Annotated in this window: 19 protein-coding genes and 1 tRNA gene; 16 read left to right on the forward strand and 4 right to left on the reverse strand. The window is 64.7% G+C overall.

Annotated elements, in window-relative coordinates:
- The 5 genes from KVP10_RS00255 to dsbG all read left to right on the forward strand — a co-directional run bounded on the left by KVP10_RS00255 (position 1) and on the right by dsbG (position 5715).
- The gene (locus KVP10_RS00255) at positions 1-1890 is read left to right on the forward strand and encodes a type IV pilus assembly protein FimV (protein WP_217962443.1); all 1890 of its coding nucleotides are present in this window, start codon (positions 1-3) and stop codon (positions 1888-1890) included.
- Positions 1891-1904: 14 nt separating this feature from the next.
- Positions 1905-2702 (forward strand): tRNA pseudouridine(38-40) synthase TruA, encoded by a 798-nt coding sequence (gene truA / locus KVP10_RS00260; protein ID WP_217962444.1) that lies wholly within the window; start codon positions 1905-1907, stop codon positions 2700-2702.
- Between the two features lie 302 nt (positions 2703-3004).
- Complete coding sequence (locus KVP10_RS00265) at positions 3005-3676, forward strand: phosphoribosylanthranilate isomerase (protein ID WP_217962445.1); 672 nt, start codon at positions 3005-3007, stop codon at positions 3674-3676.
- Between the two features lie 171 nt (positions 3677-3847).
- Complete coding sequence (locus tag KVP10_RS00270; protein ID WP_217962446.1) at positions 3848-4825, forward strand: M14 family metallopeptidase; 978 nt, start codon at positions 3848-3850, stop codon at positions 4823-4825.
- Positions 4826-4860: 35 nt separating this feature from the next.
- Complete coding sequence (gene dsbG, locus KVP10_RS00275; RefSeq protein ID WP_246600219.1) at positions 4861-5715, forward strand: thiol:disulfide interchange protein DsbG; 855 nt, start codon at positions 4861-4863, stop codon at positions 5713-5715.
- Between the two features lie 31 nt (positions 5716-5746).
- On the opposite strand, the gene KVP10_RS00280 is transcribed toward dsbG, so the two are convergent.
- Together KVP10_RS00280 and KVP10_RS00285 are read right to left on the reverse strand one after the other, a co-directional pair.
- Complete coding sequence (locus KVP10_RS00280; RefSeq protein WP_217962447.1) at positions 5747-6739, reverse strand: Bug family tripartite tricarboxylate transporter substrate binding protein; 993 nt, start codon at positions 6737-6739, stop codon at positions 5747-5749.
- A gap of 91 nt (positions 6740-6830) precedes the next feature.
- Entirely contained in the window at positions 6831-7928 is a 1098-nt protein-coding gene (locus KVP10_RS00285) for a mandelate racemase/muconate lactonizing enzyme family protein (protein ID WP_217962448.1), read from the reverse strand.
- A gap of 126 nt (positions 7929-8054) precedes the next feature.
- On the opposite strand from KVP10_RS00285, the gene KVP10_RS00290 reads away from it, so the two are divergent.
- The gene (locus KVP10_RS00290) at positions 8055-8960 is read left to right on the forward strand and encodes a LysR family transcriptional regulator (protein ID WP_246600220.1); all 906 of its coding nucleotides are present in this window, start codon (positions 8055-8057) and stop codon (positions 8958-8960) included.
- A gap of 65 nt (positions 8961-9025) precedes the next feature.
- Here the strand turns inward: KVP10_RS00290 and KVP10_RS00295 are convergent.
- A tRNA-Val gene (locus KVP10_RS00295) sits at positions 9026-9102 on the reverse strand.
- A gap of 163 nt (positions 9103-9265) precedes the next feature.
- On the opposite strand from KVP10_RS00295, the gene KVP10_RS00300 reads away from it, so the two are divergent.
- The gene (locus KVP10_RS00300; RefSeq protein ID WP_217962450.1) at positions 9266-9979 is read left to right on the forward strand and encodes a VOC family protein; all 714 of its coding nucleotides are present in this window, start codon (positions 9266-9268) and stop codon (positions 9977-9979) included.
- 105 nt (positions 9980-10084) lie between these two features.
- Positions 10085-11080, forward strand: a complete 996-nt coding sequence (locus KVP10_RS00305; protein WP_217962451.1) for a tripartite tricarboxylate transporter substrate binding protein — start codon at positions 10085-10087, stop codon at positions 11078-11080.
- 41 nt (positions 11081-11121) lie between these two features.
- On the opposite strand, the gene KVP10_RS00310 is transcribed toward KVP10_RS00305, so the two are convergent.
- The gene (locus tag KVP10_RS00310) at positions 11122-11994 is read right to left on the reverse strand and encodes a LysR substrate-binding domain-containing protein (RefSeq protein WP_217962452.1); all 873 of its coding nucleotides are present in this window, start codon (positions 11992-11994) and stop codon (positions 11122-11124) included.
- A gap of 159 nt (positions 11995-12153) precedes the next feature.
- On the opposite strand from KVP10_RS00310, the gene KVP10_RS00315 reads away from it, so the two are divergent.
- The 8 genes from KVP10_RS00315 (at position 12154) to ptsP (ending at position 20405) form a co-directional block, all read left to right on the forward strand.
- Positions 12154-12918 carry a maleate cis-trans isomerase family protein gene (locus KVP10_RS00315; protein WP_281421942.1) on the forward strand — a complete coding sequence of 255 codons (765 nt, stop codon included), beginning with the start codon at positions 12154-12156 and terminating at the stop codon, positions 12916-12918.
- Positions 12919-13098: 180 nt separating this feature from the next.
- Positions 13099-13860 (forward strand): glycosyltransferase family 25 protein, encoded by a 762-nt coding sequence (locus KVP10_RS00320; RefSeq protein WP_217962453.1) that lies wholly within the window; start codon positions 13099-13101, stop codon positions 13858-13860.
- Between the two features lie 456 nt (positions 13861-14316).
- Positions 14317-16263, forward strand: coding sequence for a threonine--tRNA ligase (gene thrS / locus KVP10_RS00325; RefSeq protein ID WP_217962454.1), 1947 nt, complete (start codon positions 14317-14319; stop codon positions 16261-16263).
- A 28-nt stretch (positions 16264-16291) separates the two neighbouring features.
- The gene (gene infC / locus KVP10_RS00330) at positions 16292-16837 is read left to right on the forward strand and encodes a translation initiation factor IF-3 (RefSeq protein ID WP_217963038.1); all 546 of its coding nucleotides are present in this window, start codon (positions 16292-16294) and stop codon (positions 16835-16837) included.
- 49 nt (positions 16838-16886) lie between these two features.
- Positions 16887-17846, forward strand: coding sequence for a glutathione synthase (gshB, locus tag KVP10_RS00335; protein WP_217962455.1), 960 nt, complete (start codon positions 16887-16889; stop codon positions 17844-17846).
- 4 nt (positions 17847-17850) lie between these two features.
- Positions 17851-18279 (forward strand): PTS sugar transporter subunit IIA, encoded by a 429-nt coding sequence (locus KVP10_RS00340; RefSeq protein WP_217962456.1) that lies wholly within the window; start codon positions 17851-17853, stop codon positions 18277-18279.
- A gap of 42 nt (positions 18280-18321) precedes the next feature.
- Complete coding sequence (locus tag KVP10_RS00345) at positions 18322-18591, forward strand: HPr family phosphocarrier protein (protein WP_217962457.1); 270 nt, start codon at positions 18322-18324, stop codon at positions 18589-18591.
- Positions 18592-18713: 122 nt separating this feature from the next.
- Positions 18714-20405 carry a phosphoenolpyruvate--protein phosphotransferase gene (gene ptsP, locus KVP10_RS00350; RefSeq protein ID WP_217963039.1) on the forward strand — a complete coding sequence of 564 codons (1692 nt, stop codon included), beginning with the start codon at positions 18714-18716 and terminating at the stop codon, positions 20403-20405.
- The last annotated feature ends 40 nt before the right edge of the window (positions 20406-20445 follow it).

Below are 20445 nucleotides of genomic sequence, written 5' to 3' on the forward strand. Positions count from 1 at the left end.
ATGCCGGCGACCCGCGTGGCCGTATCGACCAGGCAGTGGCGTGCCATCCCGCTGGCTGCGGCCCTGTCGGCCGCCGCTTTGTCCTGCAATGTCGATGCTGCCTCGCTGGGGCACACGCGCATCGTGTCCGCGCCGGGGCAGCCCCTGCGCATCGATGTACCCATTGTCCGCCTGTCGGCCGAAGAACTGCGCACGCTGCAAGTTGCGCTGGCTCCGGCCGCGTCATGGGCGCAGGCGGGCCTGACGCCGCCCGCGGAACTGTCCAGTTTGCGGCTGGGCATGGATGACGGCCCGCAACCGGGCATGCGCATTGTCCACGTCACGTCCAGCCAGGCCTTCGACAGGCCCGTGGCCGACCTGCTGCTCGAGGTGCGAACCTCTTCAGGCCGCCAGCAGTACCAGGTCAGCGTATTGGCGCCGGCGCCGCGCGCGGCTGCCGCCAGAGGCGCCGCCGGCAGGGCCGCCGATGGCTCGCGCATAGGCAAGCCCGGCCAGGGCCACGCGGCGGCCGTGCGTATTCCTGTGCACAATGGCGATTACCTGTTCACGCTGGCGCGCCGCCATGCGGTGCCGGGCGTGACCGTCTACCAGATGATGGTGGGGCTGCTGCGCGCCAATCCGCAGGCCTTCATTCACGCCAACATGAATCTGGTCAAGGCGGGCGCAACCCTGCGTGTGCCGGATGTCTCCATGCTGACCTCGGTCAGCGACCGCGAGGCGCGCCGCATTTTCGAAGAGCAGGCACTGGAATTCGCGCGCTACCGCCAGCGGCTGGCTGCCGCCGGCGTCGCCGCCGTACCCGCTGCGGCCGCCGATCGCGGCCAGGTCACCGCTGCGGCTTCGGCCTCGGGCAAGCCCCAGTCGGCAAGTCCGCGCGACCGGCTGAAACTTTCCAGCGGCGCGGCGGACGACGCGCGGGCCGACGATGCGGTCGCGCTGCGCAAGGGGATCGCCGATTCCCAGCACAGGATTTCCGAACTCGAAGGCAATATCGGCGCGCTGGGCCAGGCCCTGCATGGGCAGCAAGGGGCCGCGGGCGCCGGCCATGGGGCTTCCGCGGGTACTGCCGAGGGCGGTGCGTTGCGGGCCTCCGCCGCGGGCGCCGCCGGTGCGGGCCTGTCGACAGGGTCTGCAGGTAATGGCTCCGGGACGTCGGCAGGCTCTGGGGTGTCGGCCGCAGGCCCCGATGGCCGCCAGGGCGATACTGCGGCGGGCGGCGCCATGCTGGCGCAGTCCGGACAAGCTGCAAACGGCGGCGATGCTGCCGCACAACAAGGCCACGCTGGCGCAGCGGGCGTGGCGGGACAGGCCGGAACCGGCACGCAGCCGGGGCAGGCCGGCGCTGTGGGACAATCGGGCCAGGAAGCCGGCGCGGCTGGCGCATCGGGCAGCGGCGCTGCCGGCGCAGGGCAGGCCGGCGCCGGATCGAGTTCGAGCGCCAGCGGCGCGTCTTCCGCGGCTTCCGCCGGCTCCGGCGCTGCCGGGGCTGCCGCGGCTTCGTCGGGCTCCGGTACCGCCGGAACCTCCGGCTCGGCTTCTTCGGGTTCCAATGCCGCCGGGGCCGCTTCCGGCTCCGCTGCGCATCCCGGCGGGCAAGCAGGCGCTGCCGATGCCGGCGCGGCCGGCTCCGCTACGCAACAGACTTCGGACAAGGCAGGATTATCGGTGTCGTGGATTCAGGAACATATGCTCGGCGTCATCACGGGATTGCTGGCGCTCATCGTATTGATCATCGCGTGGCTGCTGCGCCGGGCCAATATCGCCCGCGACGATGACGGCGACGACCAGCCCTCGGCCATCACCGAAGCGATGGTCCAGGCAAAGCTCGACAAGATCAATCTCGATCTGAGCCAGGCGCCAAGCGACGAGCCCCCGGCCACGAAGACCTGAGCCGCGGAGCCGACATGACCCGCATGGCATTGGGCGTCAGCTACGACGGCGCCTCGTGGCACGGCTGGCAGACACAGCCCGGCGGGCAGACCGTGCAGGATGCGCTGGAAGCTGCGCTGTCGGAGTTCCTGGCCGAGCCTGCATCCACTATCTGTGCCGGGCGCACCGACACGGGTGTACACGCGCTGGGCCAGGTGGTGCACCTGGATACCGTGGCACAGCGGCGCGACGAATCCTGGGTGCGCGGCTTGAACGCGCTGCTTCCGAGCAGCATTGCCGTGCAATGGGCGCAAGTCGTGCCAGACGATTTCCATGCACGGTTTTCCGCGCTGTCCCGCAGCTACATCTACATATTGCGCAATGCCCGAGTGCGCTCGCCGCTGGCGCACGGCCGGGTAGGCTGGGTCGCGCGGCCGCTGGCCATGGAGCCCATGGCGCAAGCCGCGGCGCATCTGCTCGGCGAGCATGATTTCAGCAGCTTCCGTTCTTCGCAATGCCAGGCCGCCAGCCCGGTGCGCACACTGCACGCATTGGACATCGAGCGGCGGGGCGATTATTTCATCTTCACGCTCAGGGCCAACGCGTTCCTGCATCACATGGTGCGCAACTTGATCGGCGCACTCGTCTATATCGGCCTGGGCAGGCAGCCGGCCGATTGGATGCTGGACCTGCTTGCGCAGAAAGACAGGCGCCTGGCGGCGCCCACCTTCGCCCCCGACGGCCTGTATTTCGCACAGGTGGAATACCCAGCCCGCCATGGCCTGCCCGCAAGCAGCGCGCAAGACGCGCTGGCTCGCATTCCTGCGTGGTAAGGCTCGATATTTCTTCGGCCGCTATGGCCTTTGGCACACCGGGCCGCACCGGCCTCCCGACCTCATCAGTTGCATCGGCCGCAGCAACCGCACCAGCCGCGTCGGCCTCCCGGCCGGCCTGGGCATGAGTATGCATCGCAGCGGTGCCAGGCCACACGACGATATAGTGCGCAAGCCCGACCGCTCGGGGCTGGTAATATAGGTGGGCCCGATACTCCGGCGGCCTATAGGCTGCATCGCCCGCCGCGCGCCTTCGGCGCCTTTTCTTACGTATTCTTTTCTCTTCGTCTCGCCAGGAATTCATGTCGTATCCCCGTACCCGGGTCAAGATTTGCGGGCTCACGCGACCGCAGGACATCATGGCCGCCGCGCGCGCCGGCGCCGACGCCGTGGGCTTCGTGTTTTATCCGCAAAGCTCGCGCCTGCTCGGCCTGGAACAGGCGCGCAGCCTGCGCGCAGCCGTGCCGGCCTTCGTAGACGTGGTGGCCTTGTTCGTCAATGCGCCGAGCCAGGACGTGCAGGCCGTGATCGACCAGGTGCGTCCCGGGCTGCTGCAATTCCATGGCGACGAATCGCCCGAATACTGCGCAAGCTTCGGTCATCCCTATATGCGCGCCTTTCGCCTGGGGGCTCCCGGCCTGGACACGCCGCCGGCGGTGCTGTCGGCCGTGCGCCAGCATGGCGCCGCGGCCGCGTGGCTGTTCGACAGCTACAGCCAGGGCTACGGCGGTAGCGGCAAGACCTTCGACCTGTCCCTGCTCGATGCCGTGCGGCATGCGCCCGATTGCCGGCCAGTGGTGCTTGCGGGCGGCTTGAACGCCGAGACGGTGGCCGCCTCGATCCGCGAATTGCACCCATACGCCGTCGACGTCAGCAGCGGCGTGGAGTCGGCCCCGGGCATCAAATCCGAAGAAAAAATCGAAGCCTTCATGCGCGCCGTGGCCCAGGGCGATGGCGCCCGGGCCGACGGATAACGACTATGGATAAGCCCCATGGGCGCCCGCCATATCGGGCTCGTCCATGAGGCGAATTTGCAATCAGGGCGGGTTTGCAGGCAAAGCGGATTCACGATCGGAGCAACGCTGTATTCTTAGCACTACGTGCTATGCGCCAACCCGCAGCACGCCAGAAAGAGGTATCGCACCATGAATGCCCCCGCACACACCGCTTATCTGCACGCCCAACAGTTCGCCGCGCTCACCCCCGGGCCCAGGCTGATCGTGACAGGGGCGGTGCACGGCAACGAGACCTGCGGCACCCAGGCGATCCGGCGTACGCTGGACGACATCCAGAGCGGGCGGCTGCAACTCGAACGCGGCCTGCTGACTTTGCTGCCAGTCACCAATCCCTATGCCTACGCCAAGAAAGAGCGGCAGGGCGATCGCAACCTGAACCGCAATTTGCGCCCCGGCAATCCCTCGGGCGATTACGAAGACCGGGTCGCAGACGTATTGTGCCCCTGGCTGGACGCGCACGAAGTGCTGCTCGACCTGCATTCCTTCCATACCGGCGGCCAGGCGTTTGCCATGCTCGGCCCGCGCGACAATGCCGGCCAGCTCGAGCCTTTTTCCCATGAACGCCAGGAAGAGCGCCTGGTCGCGCATCTGGGCGCGCGCTGCGTGGTGGAAGGCTGGATGCAGGCCTACGAGCGCGGCGTGCAGCGCCGCCGCCGCGAACGCCCCGATGCGCCCGCCGAGCTGCTGGATGCGGCGTATGGCGTGGGCACCGCCGAATACATGCGCAGCCGTGGCGGCTACGGCGTCACCCTCGAATGCGGCCAGCACGAAGATCCGCATGCGCCCGAGGTCGCCTACCGTGCCATCCGCCAGACCCTGGCCTTGCTGGGCATGGCGCGCATTCCGCTGCAGCCGCCGCCGCCGGAATTCACCGTGTACCACCTGGAAGATGTCGTGGACATGGATCATGCCGGCGACACCCTGGTGAAGCCCTGGGCGAGCTTCGATCCGGTGGCGCAGGGCGAGCCCATAGGCCGGCGCCACGACGGCACGCTGGTGCGTGCCGAACGCGACGGCTTCGTCGTATTTCCCAACCCGCGCGCGCTGCCGGGCAACGAGTGGTTTTATTTCGCGGTGCGCAGCGACCGCACATTGAATATCGAATGAGCCGGCCCGCGATGCGGGTACCCAAGGAACGAGTCATGTCAGCACGTAAATACTTCCTCTCCGTCTTTGCAGGCATATCCATGCTGGCCGCGGCTTGCGGCAGCGCCGCGGCGGCGGACAGCACCGCGAATACGGCCGCGAGCGCTGCGGCGGCTGCGAACCAGCCTGCGGAAAAATCCGCCGACAAAACCGCAAATGCGAATTACCCCGCCGTGATCCGCTCGCTGCAGCAGCAGGGGCTGGGCGATGTCCAGGAATTCAAGGCCGGGCCGGGCTTGCGCGGCTTCGCCGGCATGGCGGGCGAGGATCCCACCACTGTCTACGTCATGCCGGACGGCAACGCCATCGTGGGCACACGCATCAGCCCGGACGGCCGCGTCGTCGACGAAGCGCTGGTGCAGAAACTGATGGCCAAGCCCATGAGCGATGCCCTCTGGGACAAACTGGCGTCTTCCACGTGGATACGCGACGGCAAGGCCGATGCGCCCCGGATCGTGTACATGTTCAGCGACCCGAACTGCCCCTATTGCCACCGCTTCTGGGCGGCAGCCCGCCCATGGGTGGATGCCGGCAAGGTGCAGTTGCGCAACCTGCTGGTGGGCGTCATCAAGCCCGACAGCAGCACCAAGGCCGCCGCCATCCTCGGCGCCTCGGACCGGACCGCCGCCCTGGAACAAAACGAGCGCAATTTCGAGAAGGGCGGTATCACCCCAGCGGCCAGCGTGCCGCCCGACGTCCGCAAGATCCTGGGCAGCAACCAGGCATTCATGGTCGAACTGGGTTTCCAGGGCACGCCCGGCATCGTCTACCAGGACGAAAACGGCCTCGCGCAGCGCCTGACCGGCATGCCCCAGCCCGAAGACCTGGGCAAGATCCTGGGGCCGCGCTGAGCGGCACAAAGAGGGCCAGGGGGCGCCGGGCCTATTCCGCTTTGATGCCTCCTCGTTGAATGACCCGCTTCCATTTTGCGACTTCGCTGCGGATGCGGCTGCTGAATTCGGCCGGCATGCTTCCCACGGCGTCGAAACCCATGCCGGTCAGTTTCTCGTGCAACTGTCCGGTGTGAGCCGATTGCCCGACTGTTCGGGACAACTTGTCGATAATGTCGGCGCTCACGCCTGCGGGCGCGATCAGCCCGAATATGGGCGAAATATCGACTCCGGGCAAGCCCAGTTCGCTGAATGTCGGTACGTTTGGCAAGAGGCGTGTGCGATGTGCGCTGGTGACGGCCAGGGCCCTGAGGCGCCCGGCCTTGATGTATGGCGCCAGGGTGGGCACTGTTGCAAAAGCACATGCCACCTGGCCGCCCAGCAGATCGCTGATTACCGTGCCGCCTCCTCTATACGGTATGTGCTGTATGTCGATGCCGGCCTCTTGCCGCAACTGCTCGCCTGCGAGATGCGGCCCGCTGCCTATGCCCGCCGACCCGAAGGTCAGCTTTCCGGGCTGTGCCTTGGCCAATGCGATGAACGATTCAAGATCCTTTGCCTTCACTGAAGGGTGAACCACCAGAACGAAGGGAGCCGTTGCTATCAACGAAATCGGGGCAAAATCCTTCAGCGTATCGTAGGGCAGTTGCGAGCCCCTCAGCCCGGGGTTGATGGTGAAAGTCGAATCGACCATGCCTATCGTATAGCCGTCGGGACTTGATGTGGCCAGCGCTCGGGTGCCTATTATGGTGCCGCCGCCGCCGCGATTCTCTACGACGAACGGCTGTCCGAACGCCTTGGCGCATACCTCGGCCGCCAAGCGTCCGATCGTATCGGTTGCCGCGCCCGGCGGATAGGGGACATAGAAATGTACGGGCCTGTCGGGGTAACTGGCGGGGCCCGCCCATGTCGTGCGGGGCGCCAGGGATATGCCGAACAGCAGGGGCCATGTCCGGGCCATGAATGATCTGCGTGATGTGTCCATGCTTGTCTCCAGTTGTGAAATCGATAAGGAATGTTGTGCCGGGTTCTTCCTGTCATCGCTCGGATTGCGCCCGCCTCGGTACTCTCAATGCTCAATGGCGGAAATTCCCCTGCGCCAGATCGGGTTCGGGGTCGGCCCCCAGTCCGGGAGTATCCGGTACATGCACCCAGCCCTTTTCGACCGGGACGGTGCTGGCGTAGGGTACGTGCGCAAGCTCGACATAGAGCCGTTCCAGCGACGCCTCGGCCTGCTGGGCGGCAAGAAGGTGCAGGCTGGCCAGATAGCCGGGCCCGAAAAATGCAGTTTGCGGCGCGCAGATGACCGGTGTGCCGCGGCATTGGCTTGCGATATCCCATGCTGCAGTCAGTCCGAGCTTTATGACGCTCGGCTGCACATAGCGCACGGCGCGTTCTTCCACCAATCGGCCCAGGGCATAGGCGCTGCTGGCGTTTTCTCCGGAAGCTAGCGCCACGCCGCAGGTATGGCTGAGCAGGCCGAGAGCCCGGCCATCTTCGGGCGGCCACAGTGGCTCCTCGATCCAGTGCGGTTTGTATTCCGCCATCGAGGCAATGGCGGCCGGCGCCTCGCTGGGCAGCCAGGCGCAATTGGTGTCTACCATGATGGGGATGGATGAGCCTGCCGCACGCCTGGCAGCCTCCAACGCACCCGCGGTTCGCTCATGCAGCTTCAATTCGGTATAGCCATCGTGCAGTGCCCGTGCTGTCACCTGCTCGAGAAGCTGAGCGTTGCCGTAATACTGGAGCAGCGAAGCGTATGCCGGTATCCGGCTTCTGCGCTTGCCGCCCAGAAGCTCATACAGAGGCGCTTGAGCGCGTTTGGCCCGCAAATCCCACAAGGCGATGTCGAGACCGGCGAGTGCGTGGACGACGGGCCCCGATCGGCCCAGATTGTGCAATGTGCGTTGCAGCGTCGGCATTAGTGCCATGTCGTCGGCGTCTTTTCCTTCGGCCAGCGGTGCGACGAGTGTTTCGAAAATTGCCATCAGCGCTTGTGGCTCGACGCAGTATGACTCCCCCCAGGCTACGGTGCCGTCGCCGGCTTCGACGCGCACCAGTGCGCTGTCCAGTTTGTCGCGCGGGCGGCCGGCGAAAAGAGGCGGGGGGCTCCAGTGGTGAAAGGGCAGGCGCATCGGTATGCACTTTATGGACACGATGGAATTTGCGGTCATGGCAATGAGCTGGATTTTTGGAAAGCGTCGTGCTTGGCGCCCTAAATGCTGTAGGAATACATATATATGGTCAAATAGATAGATCGCATCAATTCATACAAATTTGATATGTTTAGCCGACGCGAATTGGCGCTGCTGGGCGCGATGTACAGGCATGGCACGGTGACGGCTGCCGCGGCGGCCGTCGCCATGACTCAACCCGCAGCCAGTGCGTTGCTGCGCAATCTGGAGGTCCGCCTGGGTTTCGGCTTGTTCAGCCGCGAGCACCGCCGTTTGCGTTTGACCAGCCAGGGCAGGGCGTTGATCCCGGAGGTGCTGAATGCGCTTGCGGCCATCGAGGCCGCCGACCGGCTTGCCAGCGATATTTGTCGGGGCGCACAAGCGCGTATCGCAGTAGGGGCCGTAGCGATCGCCGCAGCGAGCCTGCTGCCGCCCGCGCTGTCCCGCACGCGCCAGGCCTATCCGAACGTAGCGCTCGCCGTGCGAGCGGGCACGTCACTGGATATCATCGAGATGGCGGTGGACCATCGGATCGACCTGGGTATCATCGTGGGCGCTCCGGCCGACAAGCTCCGGGTGGCGTCGCTCGAGCTGGCGGCCTTGAGCCTGTTTGCCGTGATGCGTCGGGATCATCCCTGGGCCGACCGGCGCGAGCTTACGCTGGGCGCCGTCGCGGCAACGAATCCCATCGTGCTGGCTACGGCATTGCCCGCAGGGCTGGCGACCCGGAGCGCGATTGAGAGCTTGGGTTTGGCATACAGCCCGATGACCGAGGTCGCGCAGTCTTCCGCTGCCTGCGCTCTGGCCGAAGAGGGGCTGGGTATCGCTATTGTGGAAGGCCTGGGAGCGCGTTATGCGCAGCGCCATGGCTTGTGCGCGCGCCACTTGCTTGCCGTCGAGGACCTGACCTTGGCGCTGGTGTGGCCCAAGGACAGTGTCATGAGCCAGATTGCCGAACTGTTCAAGGAAAACCTGGTTGCAGAAGCCGCAAGATGGCATCTTCCACCCATGGGCGCGCAATCTATGGGATAGGGTGTGTGTTCGAGAGTCTGGGCCTGAACCGGCCAGATGGGTCTTGGGGGATTTTGGAAGGGATGTGGTAGGCAGTACTGGATTCGAACCAGCGACCTCTACGATGTCAACGTAGCGCTCTAACCAACTGAGCTAACCGCCTGAAAAGAACGAAATTCTAGCGTATTTTTCAAAGCCTTGTCAAAAGCGATCGAAGCCCATCGATCTGGCCCGGCGGCACGGTGCTGCGCTTGGCGCACGCCCCGTATTTGGGTACATTCAAAACCTTGCGGGAAATAATTACTGGGTACCGGGATCGCTCCGCCATGGAAGTGCTTGCGTTCGACCATCTAGTCCTGATGCTGCGTGATCGGCTCGAGGCTGTTGCGCCTTCGTTCGAAGAAGATGGATATTGCCTGACCGATCTGGCGACCCATAATCTGGGCTCCATCAACCGGCTCATCATGCTGCGCGACAGCTATATCGAATTGCTGGGCTGGCCACAGGGGCGGCCGCCCGTCCGCAAAGAAATCGCGGATTCGCCGGCGGGGCTGGACGCGCTGGTGTTTCGCAGCACCGATGCGCAGCAAACCTACGAACATTTAAAACGACTGCAATTCGATGTAAACCCGGTCCAGCACCTCGAGCGTCCGATCATGATCGATGGGAAGAGCCATCAGGTCTGTTTTGAAACTGTCCGTTTTGCGACGCAGCCGATCCCCGGATTCCGTGTGTATTTTTGCCAGCATCTGACGCCTGAATACGTATGGATGGATCATCTCTTGCGGCATGCGAATGGCGCCTGGACGCTCGATGCTATTGAGGTCCGGGCCAGGCATCCCGAAATCGTCGCGCAGATGCTGGCCAGTTTGACGCATGCAGACGTGCTCGGCACGGATGCGCAGGCGTGCCGCGTCGCGCTGCCGAATCTTCATATCGATGTCGTGCCTGATGCCACGGTCGCCAATCCCGCTATAGCCGCGGCCGTCCTGGCCGATGATCGGGGCAAGCGCTGGCTGTTCGATACCAAGCTGCACTGAAGGCGCGGTTCCCTTATCCCCGTATGCGGGACGGCGCCGGCCATGCGCGCGGGCTTTTCCGTTTTTGATTTATTCGTGGCACACCCAAGTACAAAAGGAAGAAACATGATCGGGACTTTTCATTATTTTCAGCCCCTGAGGGGGGGCATTCTGAAACTGGGCGCGGCCTGCCTGCTGGCTGCCGGGCTGGCGGGGACGGCTCATGCCGATGGCGTGCCGATCAAGCTGGTTGTGCCGTTCGCGCCGGGCGGCAGTACCGACATCGCTTCGCGCATCATCCAGCCCAAGCTGGCGGCTTTGCTCGGGCGCACCGTCATCGTAGAAAACAAGCCTGGCGCGGCGACCCAGATCGCCTCGCAATACGTGGCGCGTTCCAAGCCGGATGGCAATACGCTATTGGTCAGTTTCGACTCGCACTCCATCAACCCCATCGTGCGCCATGACTTGCCCTATGACACGTTCAAGGATTTTCGCGGCATTGCCCTGGCGCTGCGTTTCCCTCTGGTGATCGCTGCGTCTCCGTCCACGCCGGGCAAAGACCTGAAGGCATTCCTGCAGGCCGCCCGGGAACATCCCGGCAAATATAGCTATGCGTCGACTGGCACCGGATCGTTGAATTACCTCAGCATCGAGGACCTCAAGCGCCGCGCCAAGGTGGATATTCTGCATGTGCCGTTTGGCGGCGGCGGCGCGGCTGTGCAGGCAGTGCTCGGCAATGTCGTCAACCTCACGACGCTCAGCTATGCCGCGCTCAAGGCGCATATCGCTTCCGGCGCAGTCAAGGCGCTGGCCGTCACCGGCGACAAGCGCCTGGCCGATCTGCCCAATACCCCCACCGTGGCCGAGTCCGGCTTCCCGGGCTATAACGCTTATTCGTGGATCGGCATTTTCGCGCCGTCCGGAACGCCCGATGGCGTTGCGAAGACGCTGACGCAGGCATTCCAGCAAGCCTTGTCCGACAAGGAAGTCAAAGGCAAGCTGGAAGACCTCGGTTTCGAGGTGATGGCCGAGGACGGGGCCAGCGCCGATCGCTACGCGCTCGAGCAGTTCCAGCGCTGGAACACTTTTGTCAAGGAAAACGGGATTTCGTTGACGAACTGAGCGTAGGGCCTGTTCACACGAAATGGGGCGCCGCACTGGCGCTACGGCGCCAGAAACTCCAGAATGGTTTCCAGCGCTGCGTTGCGGCTGTCGCGCCGTGTGACGGCGTAGACGTCGGCCTGCAGGCCTGCTGCATCCAGGGGGCGGAAAGCCACGCCGTCCCGGCAATAAGAGCGGGTCGAGGCGGGCACCAGCGCAATCCCCAGGCCGGCCTGCACCAGGCTGAGTTGCGTAGGAACCTCGACCACCGTATGTCTCACCTGCGGGGTGAAGTCCTGCGCGGCGCAGGCCCGGTACACGCGCGCCGCGAACGACGATGATTCGCGCTCCAGCATGATGAAGGATTCTGCGGCCAGCGCCGCCAATGCCACGCCGCTCGCGGCTGCCGCCAGTGCATGTGCAGCCGGCAGCGCGACCACGACCGGGTCGGGCCATAGCAGGCGGCTGCGCAGTGTGTCGTCGTCCACTTGCTGGCGCGAGATGCTCAGGTCGATGCGGCTTTCGCGCAGGGCTTCGATCTGGCGGCTGGGCGACAGCTCGCGGATGGCAACGACGATATCTGGGCGCGCCTGCGCCAGAAGCCCAAGGCGCTGCGGCAGGGGCCCCAGGAAATGCGAGCCCGACACGCCGAGCTCGACTCGGCCGGCGAACCCGTCGTGTATCTGGCGCGCATGATGCTGCGCTTCGTCCAGCCGCTGCAGCAGCAGCCGCGTTTCCTGCAGGAAGGCGGCGCCGGCGTCGGTCAAGCCGACCCTGCGGCTGTTGCGATGCAAGAGCTGCACGCCCAGTTCCTGCTCGAGCTGCGCGATTTGCGCGCTGAGCGGGGGCTGCGAGATGTGCAGGCGGTCGGCCGCGCGGGTGAAATTCAATTCTTCGGCGAGGACCGCGAAGTAGCGTAGCTGGCGTAGTTCCATACGGATATCCCTAGGCGGTGGCCGGCCGTGGGCGCGGGTAGCCGCGCCGGGCCCGGCCCGCCCAAGTATAGGGCAAAGCTCGATCTCGATACGTAATCGGTATTGGTTCGTGGCGCCGCGATGCGCCATGATGATGGCTCTTGTATCGAGAGGCTCACCATGCCGGAAAACCCCGCCCGCAGCTATCGCATCGGCCAGATCGTTCCCAGTTCGAACACGACCATGGAGACCGAGATTCCCTTCATGCTCGACAGCCGCCGCGAGCTGTTTCCCGAGTGTTTCACCTATCATTCCAGCCGCATGCGCATGAAGAAGGTGACGGCCGAGGAACTGCGCCAGATGGATGCCGAGTCCGACCGCTGCGCGCTGGAGCTGTCCGATGCGCGCGTGGACGTGCTCGGCTATGCCTGCCTGGTGGCCATCATGAGCCAGGGCCCGGGCTATCACCGGCAGTCGGAAAAGCGCCTGCATGAAGTCACGGCATCCAATGGCGCCGCGGCGCCGGTGGTCTCCAGCGCCGGGGCATTGGTGCAGGGCCTGCATGCGCTGGGCGCGAAGAAGGTTTCGGTGCTGACGCCTTATATGAAGCCGCTGACCGGCCTGGTGGTCGACTATATACAAAGCGAAGGTATAGAAGTACGCGACAGCCTGTCGCTGGAAATTCCCGACAACCTGGAAGTAGGGCGCCAGGATCCGCTGGCGCCGGCCGAGCATGTCAAGCGCCTGGACACGCGGGGCGTGGACGCGGTGGTGCTGTCGGCCTGCGTGCAGATGCCCTCGCTGCAGTCGGTGCAGGAGGTCGAGGACAGGCTCGGCCTGCCGGTGGTCACGGCGGCAGTGGCCACCGTTTATCGCATGCTCAAGGAACTCGGCTTGAAAGCCGAGGCGCCGCGGGCGGGCAGCCTGCTGTCCGGGCGCTACTGAAACCGTGCCCGCGGCCGGCCGGGACAGGGCCGCCCGGGTTCCGTAGCGCGTCCTGTAAACCCGGGGGCACATGCTTCAATGCGGGCCAGCAGGGATGGCGCCGGCGCCGTCCGCGGGCCCCGAAACCCAGGGGAGCCTGGGCTATACTGCGCCTGTTTCCATTGACAGACGCGACGGCTTTTGGACTACGCGCAAATTCCCGTATCTACGGCGGCCTGGGGCCTGAACGGCATCCTGGTGGTGAACGTCAAGGCCTACGCCGACCGGCGTGCCCATATCGAGGGCGAGCTGGCGCGCTTCGGCCTGCACGGCGAGCTGGTGCTCGAGCACGACGCCGACGAAATCACTCCCGAAATCGACAGCCTTTATTACCGGCCCGAGGCTGGCGAGCGCTTGACGAAAGGGCACAAATCCTGCGGGCTCAAGCACGTCGCCATCATGCAGCGCATCGTCGCGCGCGGCTGGCGCCATTGCCTGGTCCTGGAGGACGATGCCGTGCTGCTGCCGGGCTTTCGCCGGGGCGTGGACGCGGCGCTGCGCGAACTCGACCGAGACTACTCGGGCGCGGCCACGGTCTGCTATATAGGCTGCGGCGGCAACTGGTATACGCCGCGCAGCCAGCGCCGGCCCGGACAGTCCCTGTATCCGGCGACCAAGGGGCGCCTCGCGGATTCCTACATCATAGGCGCCGATGCGGCGCGGCTGCGGCTGGACTGGATCGCCCGCAACAAGATGCGCGGCGCCATCGACAATGAATTCGATCGCATGGACACCGAGCTGGGGATCCGCATGCTGTGGCTCGAGCCCACCGTGGTGGAGCAGGGCACCAAGCTGGGCAGGTTCGGCTCGACTCTCGAGGGCCGCTGGCCGGCGCCGATCCAGGGGGCCCTGCATCGGCTCGAACGTTTCCGGCGCAAGTACCTGTACCAGCTTTGGCGCTGAATGGCCGCCGGCGCCGCTACGGTTGCCCGTTTATTGCGTTTTATGCAACAGCCCGGGCGGAAATGCGGCCGCAGACGCGGTTTTATCGGGTATTCCGGCCGGAATGTCTTCGGACAGTGTTACACTCATAAGCAATTTCCTGTTTCCGATTTTCCGTACCCGAAGCCCGACATGACATCGACCGCGTTGCGAACTACTAGCTGGAACCGCTGAAATCGCCGCGTTTTTCGTCTGTCCTTCGTACGTTATCGAGACATCCACAAGACGCGGCCGGTGCCGCGTTTTTGCTGTCTGCCGCCCCAAAGTTAAAAATTGCCCCTTTTCTACCGGGCGGCGGCCTGTTGTGGCACGGGAAGGGTTTTGCTGTCGGCGAGCCCGAGGCATAGCGGCCTTGGGGGCTGCAGGCCGGCGCGACCGGCGGTATCGGGGCATTTTTTCGTTTCATCAGGATAATCTATGGTTCACATCACCCTGCCCGACGGCTCGCAGCGCGAGTTTCCCGGCCCCGTCTCCGTCAGCGAAGTCGCCCAGTCCATAGGCGCCGGGCTGGGGCGCGCGGCGCTGGCGGGCAAGGTCACTCTGCCGGGTGCGCAGCCGCGGCTGGTGGACACCAGTTTCGTCATCGGGCAGGACGCCAGCCTGGCGATCGTCACGGCCAAGGACAAGGAAGGCCTGGACTTGATCCGCCATTCCACGGCGCACCTGCTGGCCTATGCCGTCAAGTCGCTGTTTCCCGACGCCCAGGTCACGATCGGCCCGGTCATCGAGAACGGCTTCTATTACGACTTTTCCTACAAGCGCCCGTTTACGCCCGAAGACCTGCAGGCCATCGAAAAGAAGATGGCCGAGCTGGCCAAGAAGGACGAACCGGTCTCGCGCGAGGAATGGCTGCGCGACGACGCCGTCAAGTTCTTCAAGGGCATAGGCGAGGACTACAAGGCCGAGATCATCGCCTCGATTCCTTCCAACGAGCCCATCAGCCTGTACCGCGAAGGCGACTTCATCGACTTGTGCCGCGGCCCCCACGTGCCGTCCACGGGCCGGCTCACGGTGTTCAAGCTCATGAAGGTGGCCGGCGCCTATTGGCGCGGCGACAGCAAGAACGAGATGCTGCAGCGTATCTACGGCACCGCGTGGGCGACCAAGGAAGAGCAGGCCGCGTACCTGACCATGCTCGAAGAGGCCGAAAAACGCGACCATCGCAAGCTGGGGCGTGAACTCGACCTGTTCCATTTCCAGGACGAGGCCCCGGGCCTGATCTTCTGGCACCCCAAGGGCTGGGTCATCTGGCAGCAGGTCGAGCAGTACATGCGCAAGGTCTACCAGGACAACGGCTACCAGGAAGTCAAGGCGCCGCAGATCCTGGACCTTTCACTGTGGAAGAAGACCGGCCACTGGGACAACTACGCCGAGAACATGTTCACGACGGAGTCCGAGAACCGCGTCTATGGCCTCAAGCCCATGAATTGCCCGGGCCATGTGCAGATTTTCAACGCCGGCCTGCATTCGTACCGCGAGCTGCCGATACGCTATGGCGAATTCGGCCAGTGCCATCGCAACGAGCCGTCCGGTTCGCTGCACGGGCTGATGCGAGTGCGCGGCTTCACGCAGGACGATGGCCATATTTTCTGTACCGAAGACCAGTTGCAGGACGAGTGCGCCGCGTTCACGGCCCTGCTGCAGAAAGTCTATGCAGACTTCGGTTTTACCGAGATTCTCTACAAGGTGGCCACGCGCCCCGACAAGCGCATCGGCGCCGATGAAGTCTGGGACAAGGCCGAGAGCGCCCTGATGGAAAGCCTGGCGCGCACCCATTGCGACTTCGAAGTCTCGCCGGGCGAGGGCGCTTTCTACGGGCCCAAGATCGAATACACGCTCAAAGACGCGATCGGTCGGCAATGGCAGTGCGGCACGATCCAGGTGGATTTTTCCATGCCGGCGCGTCTGGGCGCCGAATATGTGGATACCGACGACCAGCGCCGCACCCCCGTGATGCTGCACCGGGCCATCCTCGGCTCGCTCGAGCGTTTCATCGGCATGCTGATCGAGAATCACGCCGGGGCGATGCCGCCCTGGCTGGCGCCGGAGCATGCAGTGGTCTGCTGCATTTCGGAGCCCTCTGCGGAGTATGCCGAAGAAGTCACTCTAAGCCTGAAAAAACAAGGGTTTAGAGTCAGTTCCGATTTGCGTGGTGAAAAAATCACCCGTAAAATTCGTGAGCATAGTATGCAAAAAGTACCTTACATTCTCGTTGTAGGCGACAAGGAACGCGAAACCGCCAAGGTGGCGGTGCGCGGCCGCGGCGGCGCCGACCTGGGGGTCATGTCCCTGGCCGACTTCGCCAGCCGCTTGCGGCAGGACATCGACAGCCGGCGCGACGCCGGACAGGCCGCGCAGGCCTGATTTTCAACAACTCCAAGGAGTCTTAGACATCGCTACCGACAAAGCTCATCGCATCAATGGGGAAATCCGCGTTCCTGAAGTGCGGCTCATTGGTGTGGACGGCGAGCAGCTGGGCATAATCAAAACCCCGGACGCGCTCCGTTTATCCGAACAGAACGACGTGGACCTCGTCGAAATCGCGCCCAACGCCGCTCCTCCCGTTTGCCGCCTGATGGACTACGGCAAATTCAAATACCAAGAACAAAAGCGGCAGCAGGAAGCCCGCGCCAAGCAGAAGATCATCCAGGTCAAGGAAGTCAAGTTCCGCCCCGGCACTGACGAGGGCGACTACCAGGTAAAGCTGCGCAATCTGCGCCGCTTCATCGAAGAAGGCGACAAGGCCAAGGTCACGCTGCGTTTCCGCGGCCGCGAAATGGCGCACCAGGAACTCGGCATGCGGGTGCTCGAGCGAGTGCGCGACGACCTAGCCGAGATCTGCTTGGTGGAAGCCATGCCCAAGCTGGAAGGCCGCCAGATGGTCATGGTGCTGGCGCCGCGCAAGAAGGCGCCCGTCAAGCAGGATTCCGCCGCCTGAGTTTTCTTTCATCCCAGCCCGCCCGCCGGCGGCCTCGCGCAGGTGCACCATGCATGTGTTGTTCGTGATCGACCCCTTGCCTTTGCTGAAGGCGTACAAGGATTCTTCCGTAGCCATGATGCGGGCTTTGCAGGCCCGTGGCCATGAACTGAGCGTGGCCTTGATGCGCGACCTGTACATCGACGAGGGCGTGGTCAAGGTGCGCGGCACCCGCATTTCGGTGGACGAAGGCGCCGACCTGCACGGCCATGCATGGTGGCGGGAACACGGCGAAGCTGCCGATGCGGCCCTGGCCGCGTACGGCGCCGTCGTCATGCGCAAGGATCCGCCCTTCGACATGGAATACGTGTACGCCACGCACCTGTTCGACTACGCGCAGGCACAAGGGGCGCGCATCTTCAATTCGGGCTCGGCGATACGCAATCATCCCGAGAAACTCGCCATCACCGAGTTCGCGGGCTTTACCTCGCCCACGCTGGTGTCTTCGGATATGGCGCGGCTGCGCGCTTTCCATGCGCACTACAAGGATGTCATCGTCAAGCCGCTGGACGGCATGGGCGGCACCGGCATTTTCCGCTTGCGCCAGCCCGAGGCCAATCTCGGCTCCATCCTGGAAACGCTCACGGCCAACGGCACTCGCACCATCATGGCGCAGCGCTATATCCCCGAGATCGTCGACGGCGACAAGCGCATCCTCATCATAGGCGGCGAGCCGGTGCCTTACGCCCTGGCGCGCATCCCGATGGCCGGCGAGACCCGCGGCAACCTGGCTGCCGGCGGCCGTGGCGTGGCGCGCCCGCTCACAGCGCGCGATCGCGAAATCGCCGGGGCGCTCGGGCCCAAGCTCGTGGAACGCGGCCTGCTGCTGGTCGGCCTGGACGTCATCGGCGATTATTTGACCGAAGTCAATGTCACCAGCCCGACCTGTTTCGTGGAAATCACCGAGCAGACGGACTTCGATGTGGCCGCCCGCTTTGCCCAGGCGCTGGAGCGCGCCGCGGAGGGTTGAGCGGATGGCTGCTATCGTGCTGGTTATGCATGCGCCGCTGGCTACGGCGTTTGCGGAGTGCGCCCGCCATGTGCTGGGCAGCGCGCCGGCGCTGCAAGTATTCGATGTGCAGCCCGAGGGCAATCCCGACGAACTCGTGCCGCGCCTGGCCGATCTGCTGGCGCAGGCTCGTAGCGCCGGGGAAGAAACCCTGATTCTTTGCGATATCTACGGCGCGACGCCGTTCAATATCGCCAAACGCGCGCTTGCCCAGGACGCCCGGCAGGGCGGCCAAAGCCGGCTCTTGACCGGCACGAATTTGTGCATGGTATTGAAAGCCCTCACCGAAAAGCAGAAAATGCCCGAGCAGCTGAGCCAGCAGGTGCGCCAGGGCGCACTCAAGGGTATCGTCGACACCGGCCCCGCCGATACCGATGGCGATGTCTGTGCCTGAACCCACCCGAGCCGTCACGCTTTTTTTCGACTCCTGATCCTTATGCCGACCATAGACATCGTAATAAGCAACAAACTGGGCCTGCACGCGCGTGCCGCGGCGAAGCTGACGCAGCTCGCTAGCAGGTTCAAGGCCGACATCTTCGTGGCGCGCGGCGCCCAGCGCGTCAACGCCAAGAGCATCATGGGCGTCATGATGCTGGCGGCGGGCCAGGGCGTCACCGTCAAGGTGGATGCCGAGGGCGAAGACGCCGAGCAGGCCTTGCAAGACATCCGTTTGCTGTTCGAAAATAAATTCGGCGAACAGGAATAGCGTAGACGCAAAAGTAAAACAGGCGCCGGCAGGCGTCGCCACCGACAGGCCCACCCATGACTCCAGCAAGCTCGGCACCCGGCATCAATCACGGTTCCATGTTGTGCATGCAGGGCCAGGGGGTGGTCAAGGGTTTCGCCATAGGCCGCGCCGTGGTGATGGGCGCAGCCACGCTGGAAGTGGCGCACTACCGCATCCAGCCCGACGACGTGCAGTCCGAGTGCGAGCGCCTGGAAGCGGCCGTGGCCGCGGCCGCCGAAGAACTGAACAATATGGCCAGCAGCCTGCCGGCCGATGCGCCGCGCGAACTGGCGGCCCTGTTGACCGTGCACGGCATGCTGCTGGTCGACCCCATGCTGCTGCAGCAGACCTGCGACCTGATCGCCGAGCGCCAGTACAACGCCGAATGGGCCCTGGCCACGCAAGGGCAGATCCTGGGCGAGCAGTTCGCCGCCATGGAGGATGAATACCTGCGCGAACGTGGCGCCGACGTGCGCCAGGTCATCGAGCGGGTGCTGCGCATGTTGTCGGGCTCCATGACGCTGCTGCCGCTGCTGGACGCCGACCATGCCGACGAGTCCCTGATCGTGGTCGCGCGCGACATCTCGCCGGCCGACATGCTGCGTCTGCGGGGCGCGCGTTTCGGCGCGTTTCTCACCGACCTGGGCGGCCCGACCTCGCATACCGCGATCGTGGCGCGCAGCATGAATGTGCCTGCGGTGGTGGGCCTGGGCCATGTACGCTCGCTGGTGCGCGACGGCGACATGCTGATCGCCGACGGGTCCACGGGCGCGGTGCTCATCAATCCGTCGGAACAGGTGCTGGACGAATACCATCGGCGCCAGCAGGCCTACGCCGACGAGCGCGCCGCCCTGACGGTGCTGCGCGACGCTCAGGCGGTGACGCTGGACGGCGTAGCCATCCGTCTGGAAGCCAATATCGAGCTGCCCGAAGAGGCGGCCGTCGCCATGGCGGCCGGCGCCGACGGCATCGGCCTGTTCCGCAGCGAATTCCTGTTCATGGGGCGCCCCGACTTGCCGGGCGAAGAAGAACAGTACCAGGCCTATTCCACGGTGGTGCGCACCATGCAGGGCCGGCCGGTCACTATCCGCACACTCGACCTCGGGGCCGACAAGACGCTGGACGGCGAGGTCACGGTGGCCACCAATCCGGCCCTGGGCTTGCGCGCCATACGCTATTGCCTGGCCAATCCCGAATTGTTCGCCGTGCAGCTCAAGGCGCTGCTGCGCGCTTCCCGGCATGGTCCGGTGCGCATCCTGATCCCCATGATCTCGCACATGCACGAGGTGCTTGCCACGCGCCAGGCGATCGCCGCCGCGCGCGCCGAACTCGATGCACGCGGCGAAAAGTACAGCGGCAAGATCGAACTGGGGGCCATGGTCGAAATTCCCGCCATCGCCATTGCCATCGAACCCTTCGTGGCCGATCTGGATTTCTTATCCATAGGCACCAATGACCTGATCCAGTACACCCTGGCGATCGACCGCGGCGACAATGACGTGGCCGATCTGTACGACCCCTTGCATCCGGCCGTGCTGCGCCTGATCGCCAATACCATCAATGCCGGCGAGCGTGCGGGCAAGCCCGTCTCGGTGTGCGGCGAAATGGCGGGCGATGCGCGCGTCACGCGCATGCTGCTCGGCCTGGGTCTGAAGGAATTCTCCATGCATCCGCAGCAGCTGCTGGACGTCAAGAAGGAAGTCCGGCTGGCCCACACCAATGCGTTGCGCGTCAAGGTGGCCTCGGCATTGAACCGGGCGGAGCCCATAGACCTGGCCGCGCTGGCGGCCTGATCGGGGACAGGGGATAGGGCCGACCCGGGGCTCCGGGCCG

It is taken from the genome of Candidimonas humi (genome assembly GCF_019166065.1).
Classification (GTDB): domain Bacteria; phylum Pseudomonadota; class Gammaproteobacteria; order Burkholderiales; family Burkholderiaceae_B; genus Candidimonas; species Candidimonas humi.